Raw genomic sequence first — 15877 nt, 5'->3', positions numbered from 1 at the left:
TCCCTCTTCCCGCCATATTGACATGATCATGAAGTGTCACGAGCCTGGCGTCCCGCACGTATGTGCCGGACAACTGCAAGGGGGGCTCATGAGACGAAGAGCAAGAGCCAGATCCGTCGTCGCCGCGGGCGCGCTGCTCATCGGCGGCCTCGTCGCCGCGCCGGGCGCATCCGCACAGCCCGACCCGCAGGCCCCGGCCGCCGACGATCCGGCGGCCGTCAAGGTCTACGAGGCGGACGTCACCAAGCAGCAGATCCCGATCCTGGTGAAGGCGGGCCAGGACGCCCATGAACTCGCGGGCCAGGCGCCCGAGCGCGGCACCGCCCGCGTCCAGGTCTATCTGACCGAGGCGCAGGCCAAGGGCGTAGAGCGCGAGGGCATCGAACTCACCGAGCACAAGGTCTCGGCGAGCACCGTGAAGAAGCTCAAGGCCGCGGGGGACGGCGTCTTCCGGCCGTACAGCGGAAAAGGCGGCCTGAAGGAAGAGATCGTCAAGACCGGGCAGGCCCACCCCGACCTCACCAAGGTCGTCTCCATCGGCAAGACCCTCAAGGGCCAGGACATCCTCGCGCTGAAGCTCTCCAAGGGCGCCAAGAAGTCCAAGGACGGGGCCAAGCCCGCCACGCTCTACCTCTCCAACCAGCACGCGCGCGAGTGGATCACCCCCGAGATGAACCGCCGCCTGCTGCACCACTACCTCGACAACTACGGCAAGGACAAGCGCATCACCAAGCTGGTGGACTCCACCGAGCTGTGGTTCGTGCTCTCCGCCAACCCCGACGGCTACGACTTCACGCACGCCGCCGACGGCAACCGCCAGTGGCGCAAGAACCTCCGCGACATCGACGGCGACGGCAAGATCGCCGCGGGCGACGGCGTCGACCTCAACCGCAACTTCCAGTACAAGTGGGGCTACGACAACGAGGGTTCGTCCCCGGCGCCCTCCTCGGAGACCTATCGCGGCACGGGCCCGATGTCCGAGCCCGAGACCAAGGCGCTCGACCGCCTGCAGAAGCGCATCGGCTTCGAGTACGGCATCAACTACCACTCGGCGGCCGAACTGATCCTCTACGGAGTGGGCTGGCAGGTCGCCACGCCCACCCCGGACGACGTGCTCTACAAGGCCCTCGCCGGCACCCCGGAGAAGCCCGCGATCCCCGGCTACCACCCGCAGGTCGCCTCCGAGCTCTACACCACCAACGGCGAGGCGGACGGCCACGCGGGCAACATCAACGGCATCTCCATGTTCACGCCGGAGATGTCCACCTGCCAGACCGTCTCCGCGATCGACCCGAACGACCCCTGGAAGCCCGAGGACTGCGCCTCGATCTTCACCTTCCCGGACGACGAGAAGCTGATCCAGCAGGAGTTCGCGAAGAACGTGCCCTTCGCGCTCGCCGTCGCCGAGACGGCGCTCCACCCCGACCAGCCGGTCTCCGTCACCGGCATCGAGGCCCCGGACTTCACCCCGGACGCCTTCTCCACGTCGTACGCGCGCGGAGGCGACCAGGAGGTCGCCGTGACCGCCCGCAAGTCGGTGCGGGACAAGAAGCTCAACTACCGCGTCAACGGCGGTCGTACGCGGGCCGTCGATGGCGCCCTCGCGGCCTGGAAGGGCGGCGAGACATACGGCGGCGAGGACAACCTGCACTTCGACCAGTACCGCGCCGAGGTCGAGGGCGCGCGCGTGGGCGACAAGGTCGAGGTGTGGTTCACGGGACGTACGAAGAAGGGCCGCACCGAGAGCGAGCACTTCACGTACACCGTCGCCGAACGGCCCAAGGGGAGCACCCTCGTCGTCGCCGAGGAGGGCGCACCCGCGACGCAGGCCCAGAAGTACGTCGACGCCCTCAAGGGCAACGGCCGCTCGGCCGCCGTCTGGGACGTCGCCAAGCAGGGCGCCCCGCATCCGCTCGGCGTCCTGTCGCACTTCTCCGCGGTCGTGCACTACACCGGCGACCCCGTGCCCGGCGCGCCCACCCAACTCGCCCTGCGCGCCTACCTCAACGAGGGCGGCAAGCTGATCGAGTCCGGCGAGCGCACGGGCACGAACGTGGACCTCGGTGACGCGCTCACCGACGACTTCGCGCAGTACTACCTCGGCGCGTACGAGCGGCTCTCCGCGCCCGGCGCGGCGAGCTTCAGCGGCAGCGGCGCCCTCAACGGGGTCACGACCCCGCTCGCCGCCGCCGACGCCAACCCCCTGGACAAGGCGGGCCGTTACACCGTCACGTCCGACAGTCTGCCCGCCGACAAGTTCCCGCAGTTCAAGAGCGCGGCGGCCGGCAGCTACCCCGGACTCAGCAACCCGTACGCACCCTTCGAGGGCCAGGGCATGGCGTCGGCGACCCACGCCGACCAGGACTGGAAGCGGCTGACCCGCACCATCGACCTGACCGGCGTCACGGCGGCGGACAAGCCGGAGCTGCGGTTCGCGCTCAACTGGAACCTGGAGCCCGGCTACGACCACGGCCTCCTGGAGGCACACACGGTCGGCGCCGACGACTGGAGCACACTGCCGGACAGCAACGGCAACTCGTCCACCACCGTGCCCGCCGAGTGCGGGGCCGGGTTCTTCATCAACGGCCACCCGTTCCTGCGCCATTACCTGACGCAAACGGCGACCGGTTGCACGGCGAGCGGCACCAGCGGCGTCTGGAACAGCTTCACCGGATCCTCCGGCGGCTGGAAGCCCGTCGCCTTCGACCTCAGCGCCTACGCGGGCAAGAAGATCGAGGTGTCGCTCAGCTCCGTCACCGACCCCTCCAGCGGCGGCCGCGGACTCTTCGCCGACAACGCCCAGCTGGTCGTCGGCGGGGACGCGAAGGAGACAGAGGGATTCGAGTCCGGACTCGGCGTCTGGGCCGTCTCGCCGGCCCCGGTGGGGAGCCCCAATATCACAGGCGACTGGGCGCGCACCGGGGAGCTCTACAAACCCTATGCGGCGGTCACAGCGCGTGACAGTGTGCTCCTCGGCTTCGGGTTCGAGCATGTGCCCGGAACCCCAGAGCGCACCGCTCTAATGGGCGCCTCCCTGGCACATCTGAGCCGCTGACGCTCCGTGACGAAGTACGGCCCCTGCCCCTACTCGGGGGTAGGGGCCAACCTGCCGCATATCGCCTCTCTCGATGTCACTCCGGGGCCGTCAGAGAGGTAGGGTCGGAGGCGGTCGGGGACATCCCATACAACTCGCCGGCGTCTGAAACCGGCGTACCTATACGAGGAGATCGGTTCGTGACGATCCGCGTAGGCATCAACGGCTTCGGCCGCATCGGGCGCAACTACTTCCGGGCGCTGCTTGAGCAGGGTGCGGACATCGAGATCGTGGCTGTCAACGACCTGGGTGACACCGCGACCACGGCGCACCTCCTGAAGTACGACACCATCCTGGGCCGTCTCAAGGCCGAGGTGTCGCACACCGAGGACACCATCACGGTCGACGGCCACACCATCAAGGTCCTTTCCGAGCGCAACCCCGCCGACATCCCCTGGGGCCAGCTCGGCGTCGACATCGTGATCGAGTCCACGGGCATCTTCACGAAGAAGGCGGACGCCGAGAAGCACATCGCCGGCGGCGCCAAGAAGGTCCTCATCTCGGCTCCGGCCAAGGACGAGGACATCACCATCGTGATGGGCGTCAACCAGGACAAGTACGACCCGGCGCAGCACCACATCATCTCGAACGCGTCCTGCACCACCAACTGTGTGGCGCCGATGGCGAAGGTCCTCGACGAGAACTTCGGCGTCGTCAAGGGCCTGATGACGACCATCCACGCGTACACCAACGACCAGCGCATCCTGGACTTCCCGCACAAGGACCTGCGTCGCGCGCGTGCCGCCGCCGAGAACATCATTCCCACCACGACGGGTGCCGCCAAGGCCACCGCCCTGGTCCTGCCGCAGCTCAAGGGCAAGCTCGACGGCATCTCGATGCGCGTCCCGGTCCCGACCGGCTCCGCCACCGACCTGGTCGTCGAGGTCTCCCGCGAGGTCACCAAGGACGAGGTCAACGCCGCGTTCAAGAAGGCCGCCGACGACGGCGACCTCAAGGGCATCCTCTACTACACCGAGGACCCGATCGTGTCCTCGGACATCGTCAGCGACCCGGCCTCCTGCACCTTCGACTCCCTGATGACCATGGTCCAGGAGGGTACGTCGGTGAAGATCCTCGGCTGGTACGACAACGAGTGGGGCTACTCCAACCGCCTCGTCGACCTCACGGTCTTCGTCGGCGGCCAGCTCTGATCGGCAGAGCAGGCACCTCGATGTGAGCACAGGGTCCGGACCGCGCGATACTGCGTGGTCCGGGCCTTGTTGCACGTCAGCCCTCTTTTAGGAGTCCAGGAGTCCAGCCATGAAGACGATCGACGAACTTCTCGCCGAAGGGGTCGAGGGCAAGCGGGTCTTTGTCCGAGCCGACCTCAATGTGCCGCTCGCCGACGGCACCATCACCGACGACGGCCGCATCCGTGCCGTCCTGCCGACGGTCAAGGCCCTCGCGGGCGCGGGTGCCAAGGTGGTCGTCGCCTCGCACCTGGGCCGCCCCAAGGGTGCCCCGGACCCGGCGTTCTCGCTGCTGCCCGCCGCCGAGCGGCTCGGTGAACTCCTGGGCGCGCCCGTCGCGTTCGCGCAGGACACCGTGGGCCCCGCCGCGCACGACGCGGTGGACGGACTGCAGCCCGGCCAGGTCGCCGTCATCGAGAACCTCCGCTTCAACGCCGGCGAGACGTCCAAGGACGACGCCGAGCGCGGCGCCTTCGCCGACCAGCTCGCGGCCCTGGCCGATGTCTACGTAGGCGACGGTTTCGGCGCGGTGCACCGCAAGCACGCCTCCGTGTACGACCTGCCGGCCCGTCTGCCGCACTACGCGGGCTACCTCATCGCCACCGAGGTCGGCGTCCTGAAGAAGCTCACCGAGGACGTCAAGCGCCCGTACACCGTCATCCTCGGCGGCGCCAAGGTCTCCGACAAGCTCGCCGTCATCGACGAGCTGCTCGGCAAGGCCGACCGTCTCCTCATCGGCGGCGGTATGGCCTACACCTTCCTCAAGGCCAAGGGGTACGAGGTCGGCATCTCCCTCCTCCAGGAGGACCAGATCCCGGTCGTCACGGAGTACATGGAGCGCGCCGAGAAGAACGGCGTCGAGCTCGTTCTCCCCGTCGACGTCCTCGTCTCCACGGACTTCCCCGACCTGAAGACGATGGCCCCGGCCGACTTCAAGACCGTCGACGCGGACCAGATCCCCTCGGACATGGAGGGCCTGGACATCGGCCCCAAGAGCCGTGAGCTCTTCGCCGCGAAGATCGCCGACGCCGAGACCGTCTTCTGGAACGGCCCGGTCGGCGTCGCCGAGCACCCCGACTACGCCGGGGGCACGGCCGCCGTCGCGCGGGCCCTGCTCAACTGCGACGGTTTCACCGTGGTCGGAGGCGGCGATTCCGCTGCGGCCGTCCGCAACCTAGGCTTCGACGAGAACGCATTCGGCCACATCTCGACCGGCGGCGGCGCCTCCCTCGAATACCTTGAGGGCAAGACGCTCCCCGGCCTCGCCGCACTGGAGAACTGACACCTGATGACTACGCGCACCCCGCTGATGGCGGGCAACTGGAAGATGAACCTCAACCACCTTGAGGCCATCGCCCACGTCCAGAAGCTCGCCTTCGCCCTGGCCGACAAGGACTACGAGGCGGTCGAGGTCGCCGTCCTGCCGCCCTTCACCGACCTGCGCTCCGTGCAGACCCTGGTCGACGGCGACAAGCTCAAGATCAAGTACGGCGCCCAGGACATCTCGGCGCACGACACCGGCGCGTACACCGGTGAGATCTCGGGCCCCATGCTCTCCAAGCTGAAGTGCACGTATGTGGCCGTGGGCCACTCCGAGCGCCGCCAGTACCACGACGAGACCGACGAGATCTGCAACGAGAAGGTGAAGGCGGCCTACCGGCACGGCCTGACCCCGATCCTCTGCGTCGGCGAGGGCCTCGACATCCGTGAGGCCGGCCAGCAGATCCAGTACACGCTCAACCAGATCGACGGCGGCCTCAAGGGCATCCCCGCCGAGCAGGCCGAGTCCATCGTGATCGCCTACGAGCCCGTGTGGGCCATCGGCACCGGCAAGGTCGCGACCCCCGAGGACGCCCAGGAGGTCTGCGGTGCGATCCGCGGCCGCCTCGCCGAGCTGTACTCCCAGGAGCTCGCCGACAAGGTGCGCATCCAGTACGGCGGCTCGGTGAAGTCCGGCAATGTGGCCGCGATCATGGCGCAGCCCGACGTCGACGGCGCCCTGGTGGGCGGTGCCGCCCTGGACGCGGACGAGTTCGTCAAGATCGTCCGCTTCAGCGAGCAGTGAGTATGCCGTAGCGGCGTTACGACGTACCCTTGCGGGGTCGGCGGCTCTCGAATAGAGCGCATAACGCTCTAAAACAGAGCGTATGACGCTCTAAAACAGAGCCCCGGCCCCGTCGTCAGATCTGATCCGAGGAAGTTGGTCCAGCCGTGGTTATGGGGTTCTCGATCGCCCTGATCGTCTTCAGCCTGCTGATGATGCTGCTGGTGCTGATGCACAAGGGCAAGGGCGGCGGCCTCTCCGACATGTTCGGTGGCGGCATGCAGTCGTCCGTCGGCGGCTCGTCGGTCGCCGAGCGCAACCTCGACCGCATCACCGTCGTGGTCGGTCTTCTCTGGTTCGCGTGCATCGTCGTGCTCGGTCTGTTGATGAAGGTGAACAACTGACCGCGAAAGCGGCCTGATTCTTACCTTGCGAAAGCTTCGCTGAAAGCCCCATGTACGGTGCGTGCTCACAAGCGCGGATTATCATGGGGCTTGCGTCTTAGGGTGGGGGTGTAACTCCGCACACTGGACGCGCGTTGGGCCTTACGTAGACTGAGGCGCCCGCAGCAGCACCATCACGCAGGGAGTTACGACCGTGGCAAGTGGCAACGCGATCCGAGGAAGTCGGGTCGGGGCGGGGCCGATGGGCGAGGCCGAGCGCGGTGAGTCAGCGCCGCGTCTGCGCATCTCCTTCTGGTGCTCCAACGGGCACGAGACGCAGCCCAGCTTCGCCAGCGACGCGCAGGTTCCCGATACTTGGGACTGCCCCCGCTGCGGCTTCCCGGCCGGTCAGGACCGGGACAACCCGCCGGACCCGCCGCGCACCGAGCCGTACAAGACGCATCTCGCGTACGTACGTGAGCGGCGCAGCGACGCGGACGGCGAGGCGATTCTCGCCGAAGCACTCGCCAAACTGCGGGGCGAGATCTAGGACTTGTGACGGGGCCGGACATCTTCGGGTGTTCGGCCGCCGCGCTTTCCCGTCCGGCCTTCTTGTCCGGGCCGGTCCGTCTTTCACGTGACGTTTCCCGTTACGTGTACGGACAGACAGCCGCAGAACTCTCATACCGGGCCCTGATCAATTAGGTTGGACCGTGCAGCGGGGCAAGGTACGTACATGGGTACGAGAGAAGGCTGAAGTCCGAGATGAACGCAGAAAGCCGCGCGCGGCTCAACCAGACGCCCGAGTGGGCGGCGATCGGCAAGCACCGGGAGCAGCTGGGGGAGGTGCAGCTGCGTGAGCTGTTCGCGCAGGATCCGGCGCGTGGTACGGCGTACTCGCTCCAGGTCGGCGACCTGTACATCGACTACTCCAAGCACCTGATCACGGACGAGACGCTGACGCTGCTCCGCGAGCTGGCCGTCGCGACCGATGTGTTCGGGCTGCGTGACGCGATGTTCCGCGGCGAGAAGATCAACACGACCGAGGGCCGCGCCGTGCTGCACACGGCTCTGCGTGCCCCGGCCGGTGCGGTGATCGAGGTCGACGGCGAGAACGTCGTACCGAAGGTGCGTGAAGTCCTCGACCGGATGGCCGCCTTCGCCGACAAGGTCCGCTCCGGTGCGTGGACGGGCCACACGGGCAAGCGCATCAAGAACGTCGTGAACGTCGGCATCGGCGGCTCGGACCTCGGTCCCGCGATGGCGTACGAGGTGCTCCGCTCCTTCACCGACCGCGACCTCACCGTGCGGTTCGTGTCGAACGTGGACGGCGCCGATCTGCACGAGGCCGTGCGGGACCTGGACCCGGCCGAGACGCTCTTCGTCATCGCCTCGAAGACCTTCACGACCATCGAGACGATCACGAACGCCACCTCCGCGCGCGACTGGCTGCTCACCGGCCTGCGCGCCGACCAGAGCGCGGTGGCCAAGCACTTCGTGGCCCTCTCGACGAACGCCGAGAAGGTCGCCGGGTTCGGTATCGACACGGCGAACATGTTCGAGTTCTGGGACTGGGTCGGCGGCCGCTACTCGTACGACTCGGCGATCGGTCTCTCGCTGATGATCGCGATCGGCCCGGACGCCTTCCGTGAGATGCTCGACGGCTTCCACCTGGTCGACGAGCACTTCCGCACCGCCCCCGCCGAGGCCAACGCACCTTTGCTCCTTGGTCTGTTGGGCATCTGGTACGGCAATTTCCACGACGCCCAGTCGCACGCCGTGCTGCCGTACTCGCACTACCTCTCCAAGTTCACCGCGTACCTCCAGCAGCTGGACATGGAGTCCAACGGCAAGTCCGTCGGCCGTGACGGTGAGCGCGTCGACTGGCAGACAGGGCCGGTCGTCTGGGGCACCCCGGGTACCAACGGGCAGCACGCGTACTACCAACTCATCCACCAGGGCACGAAGTTGATCCCGGCGGACTTCATCGGCTTCGCCGAGCCGGTCGGTGATCTGCTGCCGGGTCTGGTCGCCCAGCACGACCTCCTGATGGCCAACTTCTTCGCGCAGACACAGGCGTTGGCGTTCGGCAAGACGCCGGACGAGGTGCGGGCCGAAGGGGTGCCGGAGGAACTGGTCCCGCACAAGACGTTCCGGGGCAATCACCCGACGACGACGATCCTCGCCGGGGAACTGACGCCGTCGGTTCTCGGCCAACTCGTCGCGCTCTACGAACACAAGGTGTTCGTGCAGGGCGCCGTCTGGAACATCGACTCCTTCGACCAGTGGGGCGTCGAGCTCGGCAAGGTGCTCGCCAAGCGCGTCGAGCCGGCGCTCACCGAGGGCGCGGACGTCCCCGGACTCGACGAGTCGACGAAGGCGCTCGTCGCCAAGTACCGGACGCTGCGCGGGCGTTGAGCCCCTGAAACGCCGTACGGCCCGGACCACCGAGAGGCGGTCCGGGCCGTACGGCGTTTCAGCGGTCGCTCAGGGCGAAGCCGGCGGATACAGGTCGCGCGGCAGCTGCGAGGCCGCCGCCGCGTCCAGCAGCCACAGGGTGCGCGACCTGCCGTAGGCGCCCGCCGCGGGAGCCTGTATCTCGCCCGCTCCGGAGAGGGCGATCGCCGCCGCGTTCGCCTTGTCCTCGCCCGCCGCGAGCAGCCACACCTCGCGGGCCGACCGGATCGCCGGGAGGGTGAGCGTGATGCGGGTGGGCGGCGGCTTGGGCGCGCCGTGCACGCCGACCACCGTGCGCTCCGTCTCGCGGACCGCCGGCAACTCCGGGAAGAGCGAGGCGACATGGGTGTCGGGCCCGACGCCCAGCATCAGCACGTCGAACGTCGGCACCGGACCGTGGTCCTCGGGTCCGGCCGCCGCCGCGAGCTCGGCGGCGTAGACGCCCGCCGCCGCGTCCGCCTCGTAGGCGCCGTCCGAAGCGGGCATCGGATGCACCCGCGCCGGATTGAGCGGCACCGAGTCGAGCAGCGCCGCCTTGGCCTGGGTGTAGTTGCGCTCCGGGTCACCGTCCGGCAGGAAGCGCTCGTCGCCCCACCACAGGTCCAGGCGCGACCAGTCGATCGCGTCCCGCGCGGGGGCCGAACTCAGCGCCGCCAGCAGGCCGTTGCCGTTGCGGCCGCCGGTGAGGACCACCGACGCGTAGCCCCGCGCGGACTGCGCGTCGACGATCTTCGTGATCAGCCGGGCCGCTGCCGCCTGTGCCATCAGCTCCTTGTCGCGGTGGACGACGAGCTGTGGTGCCGCGCTCACTTGGCGACCGCCTTCTTCGCCGCGGCCTTCTTCGCGGGAGCGGCCTTCTTGGGCTCGGCCTGCTCCGCGGCCGGAGCCGCCGCCGCAGTCGCGGCCGCCTTCGCCGGAGCCTGTGGCGTCGGTTCGCCGAGCCGCTCCACGCCGAACCTCAGCGCGGACGCGTAGGTGTCGTCCGGGTCTAGACGGCGCAGCTCCTCGGCGATCAGCTCGGCCGTCTCGCGGCGCTTGAGCGCCACCGCGCGGTCGGGCTGCCCCTGGATGGAGAGCGTCGCGAGCGAGCCGTCGGGCCGGCCGAGCGTGATGGGACCGCAGTCGGTGTCCATGCGTACGGCGGTCAGACCGGGGCCCGCGGAGAGCAGGCGCTTCACCGGGACGTCGAGCCGGTCGGCGAGCCACATGCCGAGCAGCTCGCAGCTCGGGTTGAACTCCTCGCCCTCCACCTCGACGGCGGTGACCTTGCAGGTGACCTGGTCGAGCGCGGCCGCCAGCATCGAGCGCCACGGCGTGATCCGGGTCCAGGACAGGTCCGTGTCACCGGGGTGGTACGCCTCGGCGCGCGCGGTCAGCTCGTGGATCGGCTGCTCCGCCGCGTAGGTGTCCGTGACGCGCCGCTGGGCCAGCGCCCCGAGCGGGTCGTTGGACGGGTCCAGCGGGGCGTTCACCGGCCACCAGACGACCACGGGGGCGTCGGGCAGCAGCAGCGGCAGGACGACCGACTGGGCGTGGTTGATGACCTCGCCGTACAGCCGCAGGACGACCGTCTCGCCGGTGCCCGCGTCCGCGCCGACCCGCACCTCGGCGTCCAGGCGCGATGTGGTGCGGTCACGGGGCGAGCGGGCGGCGCGCCGGATGACGACCAGGGTGCGCGAAGGGTGTTCGCGGGACGCCTCGTTGGCGGCCTTCAGGGCGTCGTAGGCGTTCTCCTCGTCGGTGACGATGACGAGGGTGAGGACCATGCCGACGGCCGGGGTGCCGATCGCGCGGCGGCCCTTGACGAGCGCCTTGTTGATCTTGCTGGACGTGGTGTCCGTGAGGTCGATCTTCATGGCCGACGCCAGCTCCGTCCGTCTCGTGCGAGCATGTCGTCCGCCTCGGTCGGGCCCCACGTGCCTGCCGGGTACTGCGCGGGCTTGCCGTGCTCGTCCCAGTACTCCTCGATCGGGTCGAGGATGTTCCAGGACAGCTCGACCTCCTCCGTGCGCGGGAAGAGGTTGGCGTCGCCGAGCAGGACGTCCAGGATGAGCCGCTCGTACGCCTCCGGACTGGACTCAGTGAAGGACTCGCCGTACGCGAAGTCCATCGACACGTCGCGGATCTCCATCGACGTACCGGGCACCTTGGAGCCGAAGCGGACCGTGATGCCCTCGTCGGGCTGGACGCGGATGACGATCGCGTTCTGGCCCAGCTCCTCCGTCGCCGTGTGGTCGAAGGGGGAGTGCGGGGCGCGCTGGAAGACGACCGCGATCTCGGTGACGCGGCGGCCCAGGCGCTTGCCGGTGCGCAGGTAGAAGGGGACGCCCGCCCAGCGGCGGTTGTCCACCTCCAGCTTGATGGCCGCGTAGGTGTCGGTCTTCGACTTGGGGTCGATGCCGTCTTCCTGGAGATAGCCGACGGCCTTCTCGCCGCCCTGCCAGCCCGCGGAGTACTGCCCGCGGACCGTGCTCTCGCCGAGGTCCTTGGGCAGCCGGACGGCGCCGAGCACCTTCGCCTTCTCGGCGACCAGCGCGTCCGCGTCGAAGGAGGCGGGCTCCTCCATCGCGGTCAGCGCCATCAGCTGGAGGAGGTGGTTCTGGATGACGTCACGGGCGGCGCCGATGCCGTCGTAGTAGCCGGCCCGGCCGCCGATACCGATGTCCTCGGCCATCGTGATCTGCACGTGGTCGACGTACGACCGGTTCCAGATCGGCTCGAACATCTGGTTGGCGAAGCGCAGCGCCAGGATGTTCTGGACGGTCTCCTTGCCCAGGTAGTGGTCGATCCGGAAGACCTGGTCCGGGGCGAACACCTCGTGGACGATCGAGTTGAGGTCCTTGGCGGACGCCAGGTTGTGCCCGAAGGGCTTCTCGATGACCGCGCGGCGCCAGGAGCCCTCGGGGGCGTCCGCGAGCCCGTGCTTCTTGAGCTGCTGGACGACGTCCGGGAAGAACTTCGGCGGCACGGAGAGGTAGAAGGCGAAGTTGCCGCCCGTGCCCTGCGCCTTGTCGAGGTCCTGGATGGTCGCCTTGAGCTGCTCGAAGGCGTCGTCGTCGTCGAAGTTGCCCTGGACGAAGCGCATGCCCTGGATGAGCTGCTGCCAGACCTCCTCGCGGAAGGGCGTGCGCGCGTGCTGCTTGACCGCGTCGTGCACCTCCTGCGCGAAGTCCTCGTCCTGCCACTCGCGGCGGGCGAACCCGATGAGGGAGAAGCCCGGCGGGAGCAGACCTCGGTTCGCGAGGTCGTACACCGCGGGCATCAGCTTCTTTCGGGACAAATCGCCCGTGACACCGAAAATGACCAGGCCCGACGGCCCCGCGATACGCGGGAGCCGTCGGTCTGCGGCGTCACGGAGCGGGTTCGCTCCATGAACTGCGGTCAAGGTGGTCAGCCCTCCGAAGGGGTGAGGCGCTTGAGCTCCGCCTCGGTGGACTTGAGCAGGTCGTTCCAGGACGCCTCGAACTTCTCCACGCCCTCGTCCTCAAGAAGCTGCACGACGTCGTCGTAGCTGATGCCGAGCTTCTCGACGGCCTCGATCTCACCGCGCGAGGCGTCGTAGGTGCCCGCCACGGTGTTGCCGGTGATCTGCCCGTGGTCGGCGGTCGCCTCCAGGGTGGCCTCCGGCATGGTGTTCACCGTGTTCGGCGCGACCAGGTCGTCGACGTACAGGGTGTCCTTGTACGCCGGGTCCTTGACGCCGGTCGAGGCCCACAGCGGACGCTGCTTGTTGGCCTGCGCCTTGTCGAGGGCGGCCCAGCGGTCCGACGAGAACACGTCCTCGTACGCCTCGTAGGCGAGCCGGGCGTTGGCGAGCGCGGCCTTGCCCTTGAGGGCCTTGGCCTCGTCCGTGCCGATGCCGTCCAGGCGCTTGTCGATCTCGGTGTCCACGCGGGACACGAAGAAGGACGCCACCGAGTGGATCTTGGAGAGGTCCAGGCCCGCGGCCTTCGCCTTCTCCAGGCCCGCCAGGTACGCGTCCATGACCTCGCGGTAGCGCTCAAGCGAGAAGATCAGCGTCACGTTCACGCTGATGCCCTTGCCGATGACCTCGGTGATCGCGGGCAGGCCCGCCTTCGTCGCCGGGATCTTGATGAGCGTGTTCGGGCGGTCCACCAGCCAGGCGAGCTGCTTGGCCTCGGCGACCGTGGCCGCCGTGTTGTGCGCCAGGCGCGGGTCGACCTCGATCGACACCCGGCCGTCCTGGCCGTCCGTCGCGTCGAAGACCGGGCGCAGGATGTCGGCGGCGTCACGGACGTCCGCCGTCGTGATCATGCGGATGGCCTCTTCGACGGTGACCTTGCGGGCGGCGAGGTCGGCGAGCTGCTGCTCGTAGCCGTCACCGCTGCTGATCGCCTTCTGGAAGATCGACGGGTTGGTCGTGACGCCCACCACGTGGCTCTGGTCGATCAGTTCGGCCAGATTGCCGGACGTGATCCGCTTGCGCGACAGGTCGTCCAGCCAGATCGCGACGCCTTCGTCGGAGAGGCGCTTGAGTGCGTCTGTCATGAGGGTTACATCTCCGGTTCCTATGATTTCGTCGTCTGTTCGGCGTCAGCGCTGAGCGGCTTCGAGGGATTCCCGGGCGGCGGCGGCGACGGCGTCGCCGGTGAAGCCGAACTCGCGGAAGAGGACCTTGCCGTCGGCCGAAGCGCCGAAGTGCTCCAGCGAAACGATGCGTCCGGCGTCACCGACGTACTTGTGCCACGTCAGACCGATGCCCGCCTCGACCGCCACGCGCGCCTTCACGGACGGCGGAAGCACGCTGTCGCGGTACTCCTGCGTCTGCTCCTCGAACCACTCGACGCACGGCATCGACACGACCCGCGTCGGAACGCCGGCCGCCTGGAGCTGCTCGCGCGCCTCGACGGCGAGCTGCACCTCGGAGCCCGTACCGATGAGGACGACCTCGGGCTTGCCGCCCTCGGCCTCGAACAGGACGTAACCGCCCTTGACCGCGCCCTCGGTGACCTCACGGTCGTACGTCGGCACGCCCTGCCGGGTCAGCGCCAGACCGTGCGGGGCGCCCTTGCCGAACACCTTGGTGTAGCGCTTGAGGATCTCGCGCCAGGTGATCGCGGTCTCGTTGGCGTCGGCCGGGCGGACCACGTTCAGGCCGGGGATGGCACGCAGCGAGGCCAGGTGCTCGACCGGCTGGTGCGTCGGGCCGTCCTCGCCCAGGCCGATGGAGTCGTGCGTCCACACGTACGTCACCGGCAGGTGCATCAGCGCGGACAGACGCACCGCGTTGCGCATGTAGTCGGAGAACACCAGGAAGGTGCCGCCGTAGATACGGGTGCCGCCGTGCAGCGCGATGCCGTTCATCTCCGCGGCCATGGAGTGCTCGCGGATGCCGAAGTGGATCGTGCGGCCGTACGGGTCGGCCTCCGGCAGCGGGTTGTCCGCGGGGAGGAACGACGACGTCTTGTCGATCGTGGTGTTGTTGGAGCCCGCCAGGTCGGCGGAGCCGCCCCACAGTTCGGGGATGACCGGGCCGAGGGCCTGCAGCACCTTGCCGGACGCGGCGCGGGTGGCGACACCCTTGCCCGTCTCGAAGACCGGGAGCTTCTCCTCCCAGCCCTGCGGCAGCTCGCCCGCGGCGACGCGGTCGAACTCGGCGGCGCGCTCGCCGTTGGCGGTGCGCCAGGCGGCGAAGCCCTTCTCCCACTCGGCCTTGGCGTCACGGCCGCGGTCGAGGGCGGCGCGGGTGTGCCCGATGACCTCGTCGGAGACCTCGAAGGTCTGCTCCGGGTCGAAGCCCAGGACGCGCTTGGTGGCCGCGACCTCCTCGTCGCCGAGCGCCGAGCCGTGCGCGGCCTCGGTGTTCTGCGCGTTCGGCGCGGGCCAGGCGATGATCGAGCGCATCGCGATGAAGGACGGCTTGTCCGTCACCGCCTTCGCCGCCTCGATCGCCTCGAACAGGGCCTGCGGGTCCAGGTCGCCGTTCTCCTTGGGCTCCACGCGCTGCACGTGCCAGCCGTAGGCCTCGTACCGCTGCATGGTCTCTTCGGAGATCGCGGTCTCCGTGTCGCCCTCGATCGAGATGTGGTTGTCGTCCCACAGCAGGACCAGGTTGCCGAGCTTCTGGTGCCCGGCCAGCGAGGACGCCTCGGCGGAGATGCCCTCCTGGAGGCAGCCGTCACCGGCGATGGCGTAGATGTAGTGGTCGAACGGCGAGGTGCCCGCCGCGGCCTCCGGGTCGAACAGGCCCCGCTCGTAACGGGCGGCCATCGCCATGCCCACGGCGTTCGCGACACCCTGGCCCAGCGGCCCGGTCGTCGTCTCCACACCCGTGGTGTGCCCGTACTCCGGGTGACCCGGCGTCTTGGAGCCCCAGGTGCGGAACGCCTTCAGGTCGTCCAGCTCCAGGCCGAAGCCGGCCAGGTACAGCTGGATGTAGAGGGTCAGGGACGAGTGTCCCGCGGACAGCACGAACCGGTCGCGTCCGGCCCACTCGGCGTCCGCCGGGTCGTGCCGCATCACCTTCTGGAAGAGGGTGTACGCGGCAGGCGCGAGGCTCATGGCCGTACCCGGATGGCCGTTGCCGACCTTCTGTACGGCGTCGGCGGCCAGGACGCGGGCGGTGTCAACGGCCCGCTGGTCCAATTCGGTCCACTCGAAGTCTGTGGTGGTCGGCTTGGTGCTCACCCTGAGTCAGGGCTCCTCTCCACATGTCGAATGCCGGCGATGTAGATCCCACCGGCCGATG

At 68.7% G+C, this 15877-nt stretch carries 12 protein-coding genes; 7 read left to right on the top strand and 5 right to left on the bottom strand.

Going from position 1 to position 15877, the window contains the following annotated elements; translation table 11 throughout:
• Positions 1–88 precede the first annotated feature (88 nt).
• From ACIBKX_RS00880 to pgi, 7 genes are all read left to right on the top strand, one after another.
• Complete coding sequence (locus tag ACIBKX_RS00880) at positions 89–3055, top strand: M14 family zinc carboxypeptidase (protein WP_363272310.1); 2967 nt, start codon at positions 89–91, stop codon at positions 3053–3055.
• A 179-nt stretch (positions 3056–3234) separates the two neighbouring features.
• Complete coding sequence (gap, locus tag ACIBKX_RS00875) at positions 3235–4245, top strand: type I glyceraldehyde-3-phosphate dehydrogenase (RefSeq protein WP_363272309.1); 1011 nt, start codon at positions 3235–3237, stop codon at positions 4243–4245.
• A gap of 109 nt (positions 4246–4354) precedes the next feature.
• Positions 4355–5566, top strand: coding sequence for a phosphoglycerate kinase (locus ACIBKX_RS00870; protein WP_363272308.1), 1212 nt, complete (start codon positions 4355–4357; stop codon positions 5564–5566).
• A 6-nt stretch (positions 5567–5572) separates the two neighbouring features.
• Positions 5573–6349, top strand: a complete 777-nt coding sequence (gene tpiA, locus ACIBKX_RS00865) for a triose-phosphate isomerase (protein ID WP_363272307.1) — start codon at positions 5573–5575, stop codon at positions 6347–6349.
• A gap of 152 nt (positions 6350–6501) precedes the next feature.
• Positions 6502–6732 (top strand): preprotein translocase subunit SecG, encoded by a 231-nt coding sequence (gene secG, locus ACIBKX_RS00860; RefSeq protein WP_135329442.1) that lies wholly within the window; start codon positions 6502–6504, stop codon positions 6730–6732.
• 193 nt (positions 6733–6925) lie between these two features.
• Positions 6926–7261 (top strand): RNA polymerase-binding protein RbpA, encoded by a 336-nt coding sequence (locus ACIBKX_RS00855; protein ID WP_003957010.1) that lies wholly within the window; start codon positions 6926–6928, stop codon positions 7259–7261.
• A 215-nt stretch (positions 7262–7476) separates the two neighbouring features.
• Complete coding sequence (gene pgi / locus ACIBKX_RS00850; protein ID WP_399375551.1) at positions 7477–9129, top strand: glucose-6-phosphate isomerase; 1653 nt, start codon at positions 7477–7479, stop codon at positions 9127–9129.
• A 69-nt stretch (positions 9130–9198) separates the two neighbouring features.
• Here pgi and pgl read toward each other — a convergent pair whose 3' ends face one another.
• The 5 genes from pgl to tkt are packed head-to-tail and all read right to left on the bottom strand — an operon-like array spanning position 9199 to position 15816.
• Positions 9199–9978, bottom strand: a complete 780-nt coding sequence (pgl, locus tag ACIBKX_RS00845; protein WP_363277376.1) for a 6-phosphogluconolactonase — start codon at positions 9976–9978, stop codon at positions 9199–9201.
• Positions 9975–11024, bottom strand: coding sequence for a glucose-6-phosphate dehydrogenase assembly protein OpcA (gene opcA, locus ACIBKX_RS00840; protein WP_363277375.1), 1050 nt, complete (start codon positions 11022–11024; stop codon positions 9975–9977). Before opcA ends, pgl begins: the two co-directional genes overlap by 4 nt.
• Positions 11021–12553 (bottom strand): glucose-6-phosphate dehydrogenase, encoded by a 1533-nt coding sequence (gene zwf, locus ACIBKX_RS00835; RefSeq protein ID WP_363277374.1) that lies wholly within the window; start codon positions 12551–12553, stop codon positions 11021–11023. Before zwf ends, opcA begins: the two co-directional genes overlap by 4 nt.
• Positions 12554–12558: 5 nt before the next feature.
• Positions 12559–13677, bottom strand: a complete 1119-nt coding sequence (gene tal, locus ACIBKX_RS00830; protein WP_363277373.1) for a transaldolase — start codon at positions 13675–13677, stop codon at positions 12559–12561.
• Between the two features lie 45 nt (positions 13678–13722).
• The gene (gene tkt / locus ACIBKX_RS00825; protein ID WP_363277372.1) at positions 13723–15816 is read right to left on the bottom strand and encodes a transketolase; all 2094 of its coding nucleotides are present in this window, start codon (positions 15814–15816) and stop codon (positions 13723–13725) included.
• Positions 15817–15877 lie beyond the last annotated feature (61 nt).

The organism is Streptomyces sp. NPDC050658 (assembly GCF_044457025.1).
Lineage (GTDB): Bacteria > Actinomycetota > Actinomycetes > Streptomycetales > Streptomycetaceae > Streptomyces.
Note: the sequence above shows the minus strand (reverse complement) of the source record. Positions and strands in the feature narration are given on the sequence as shown.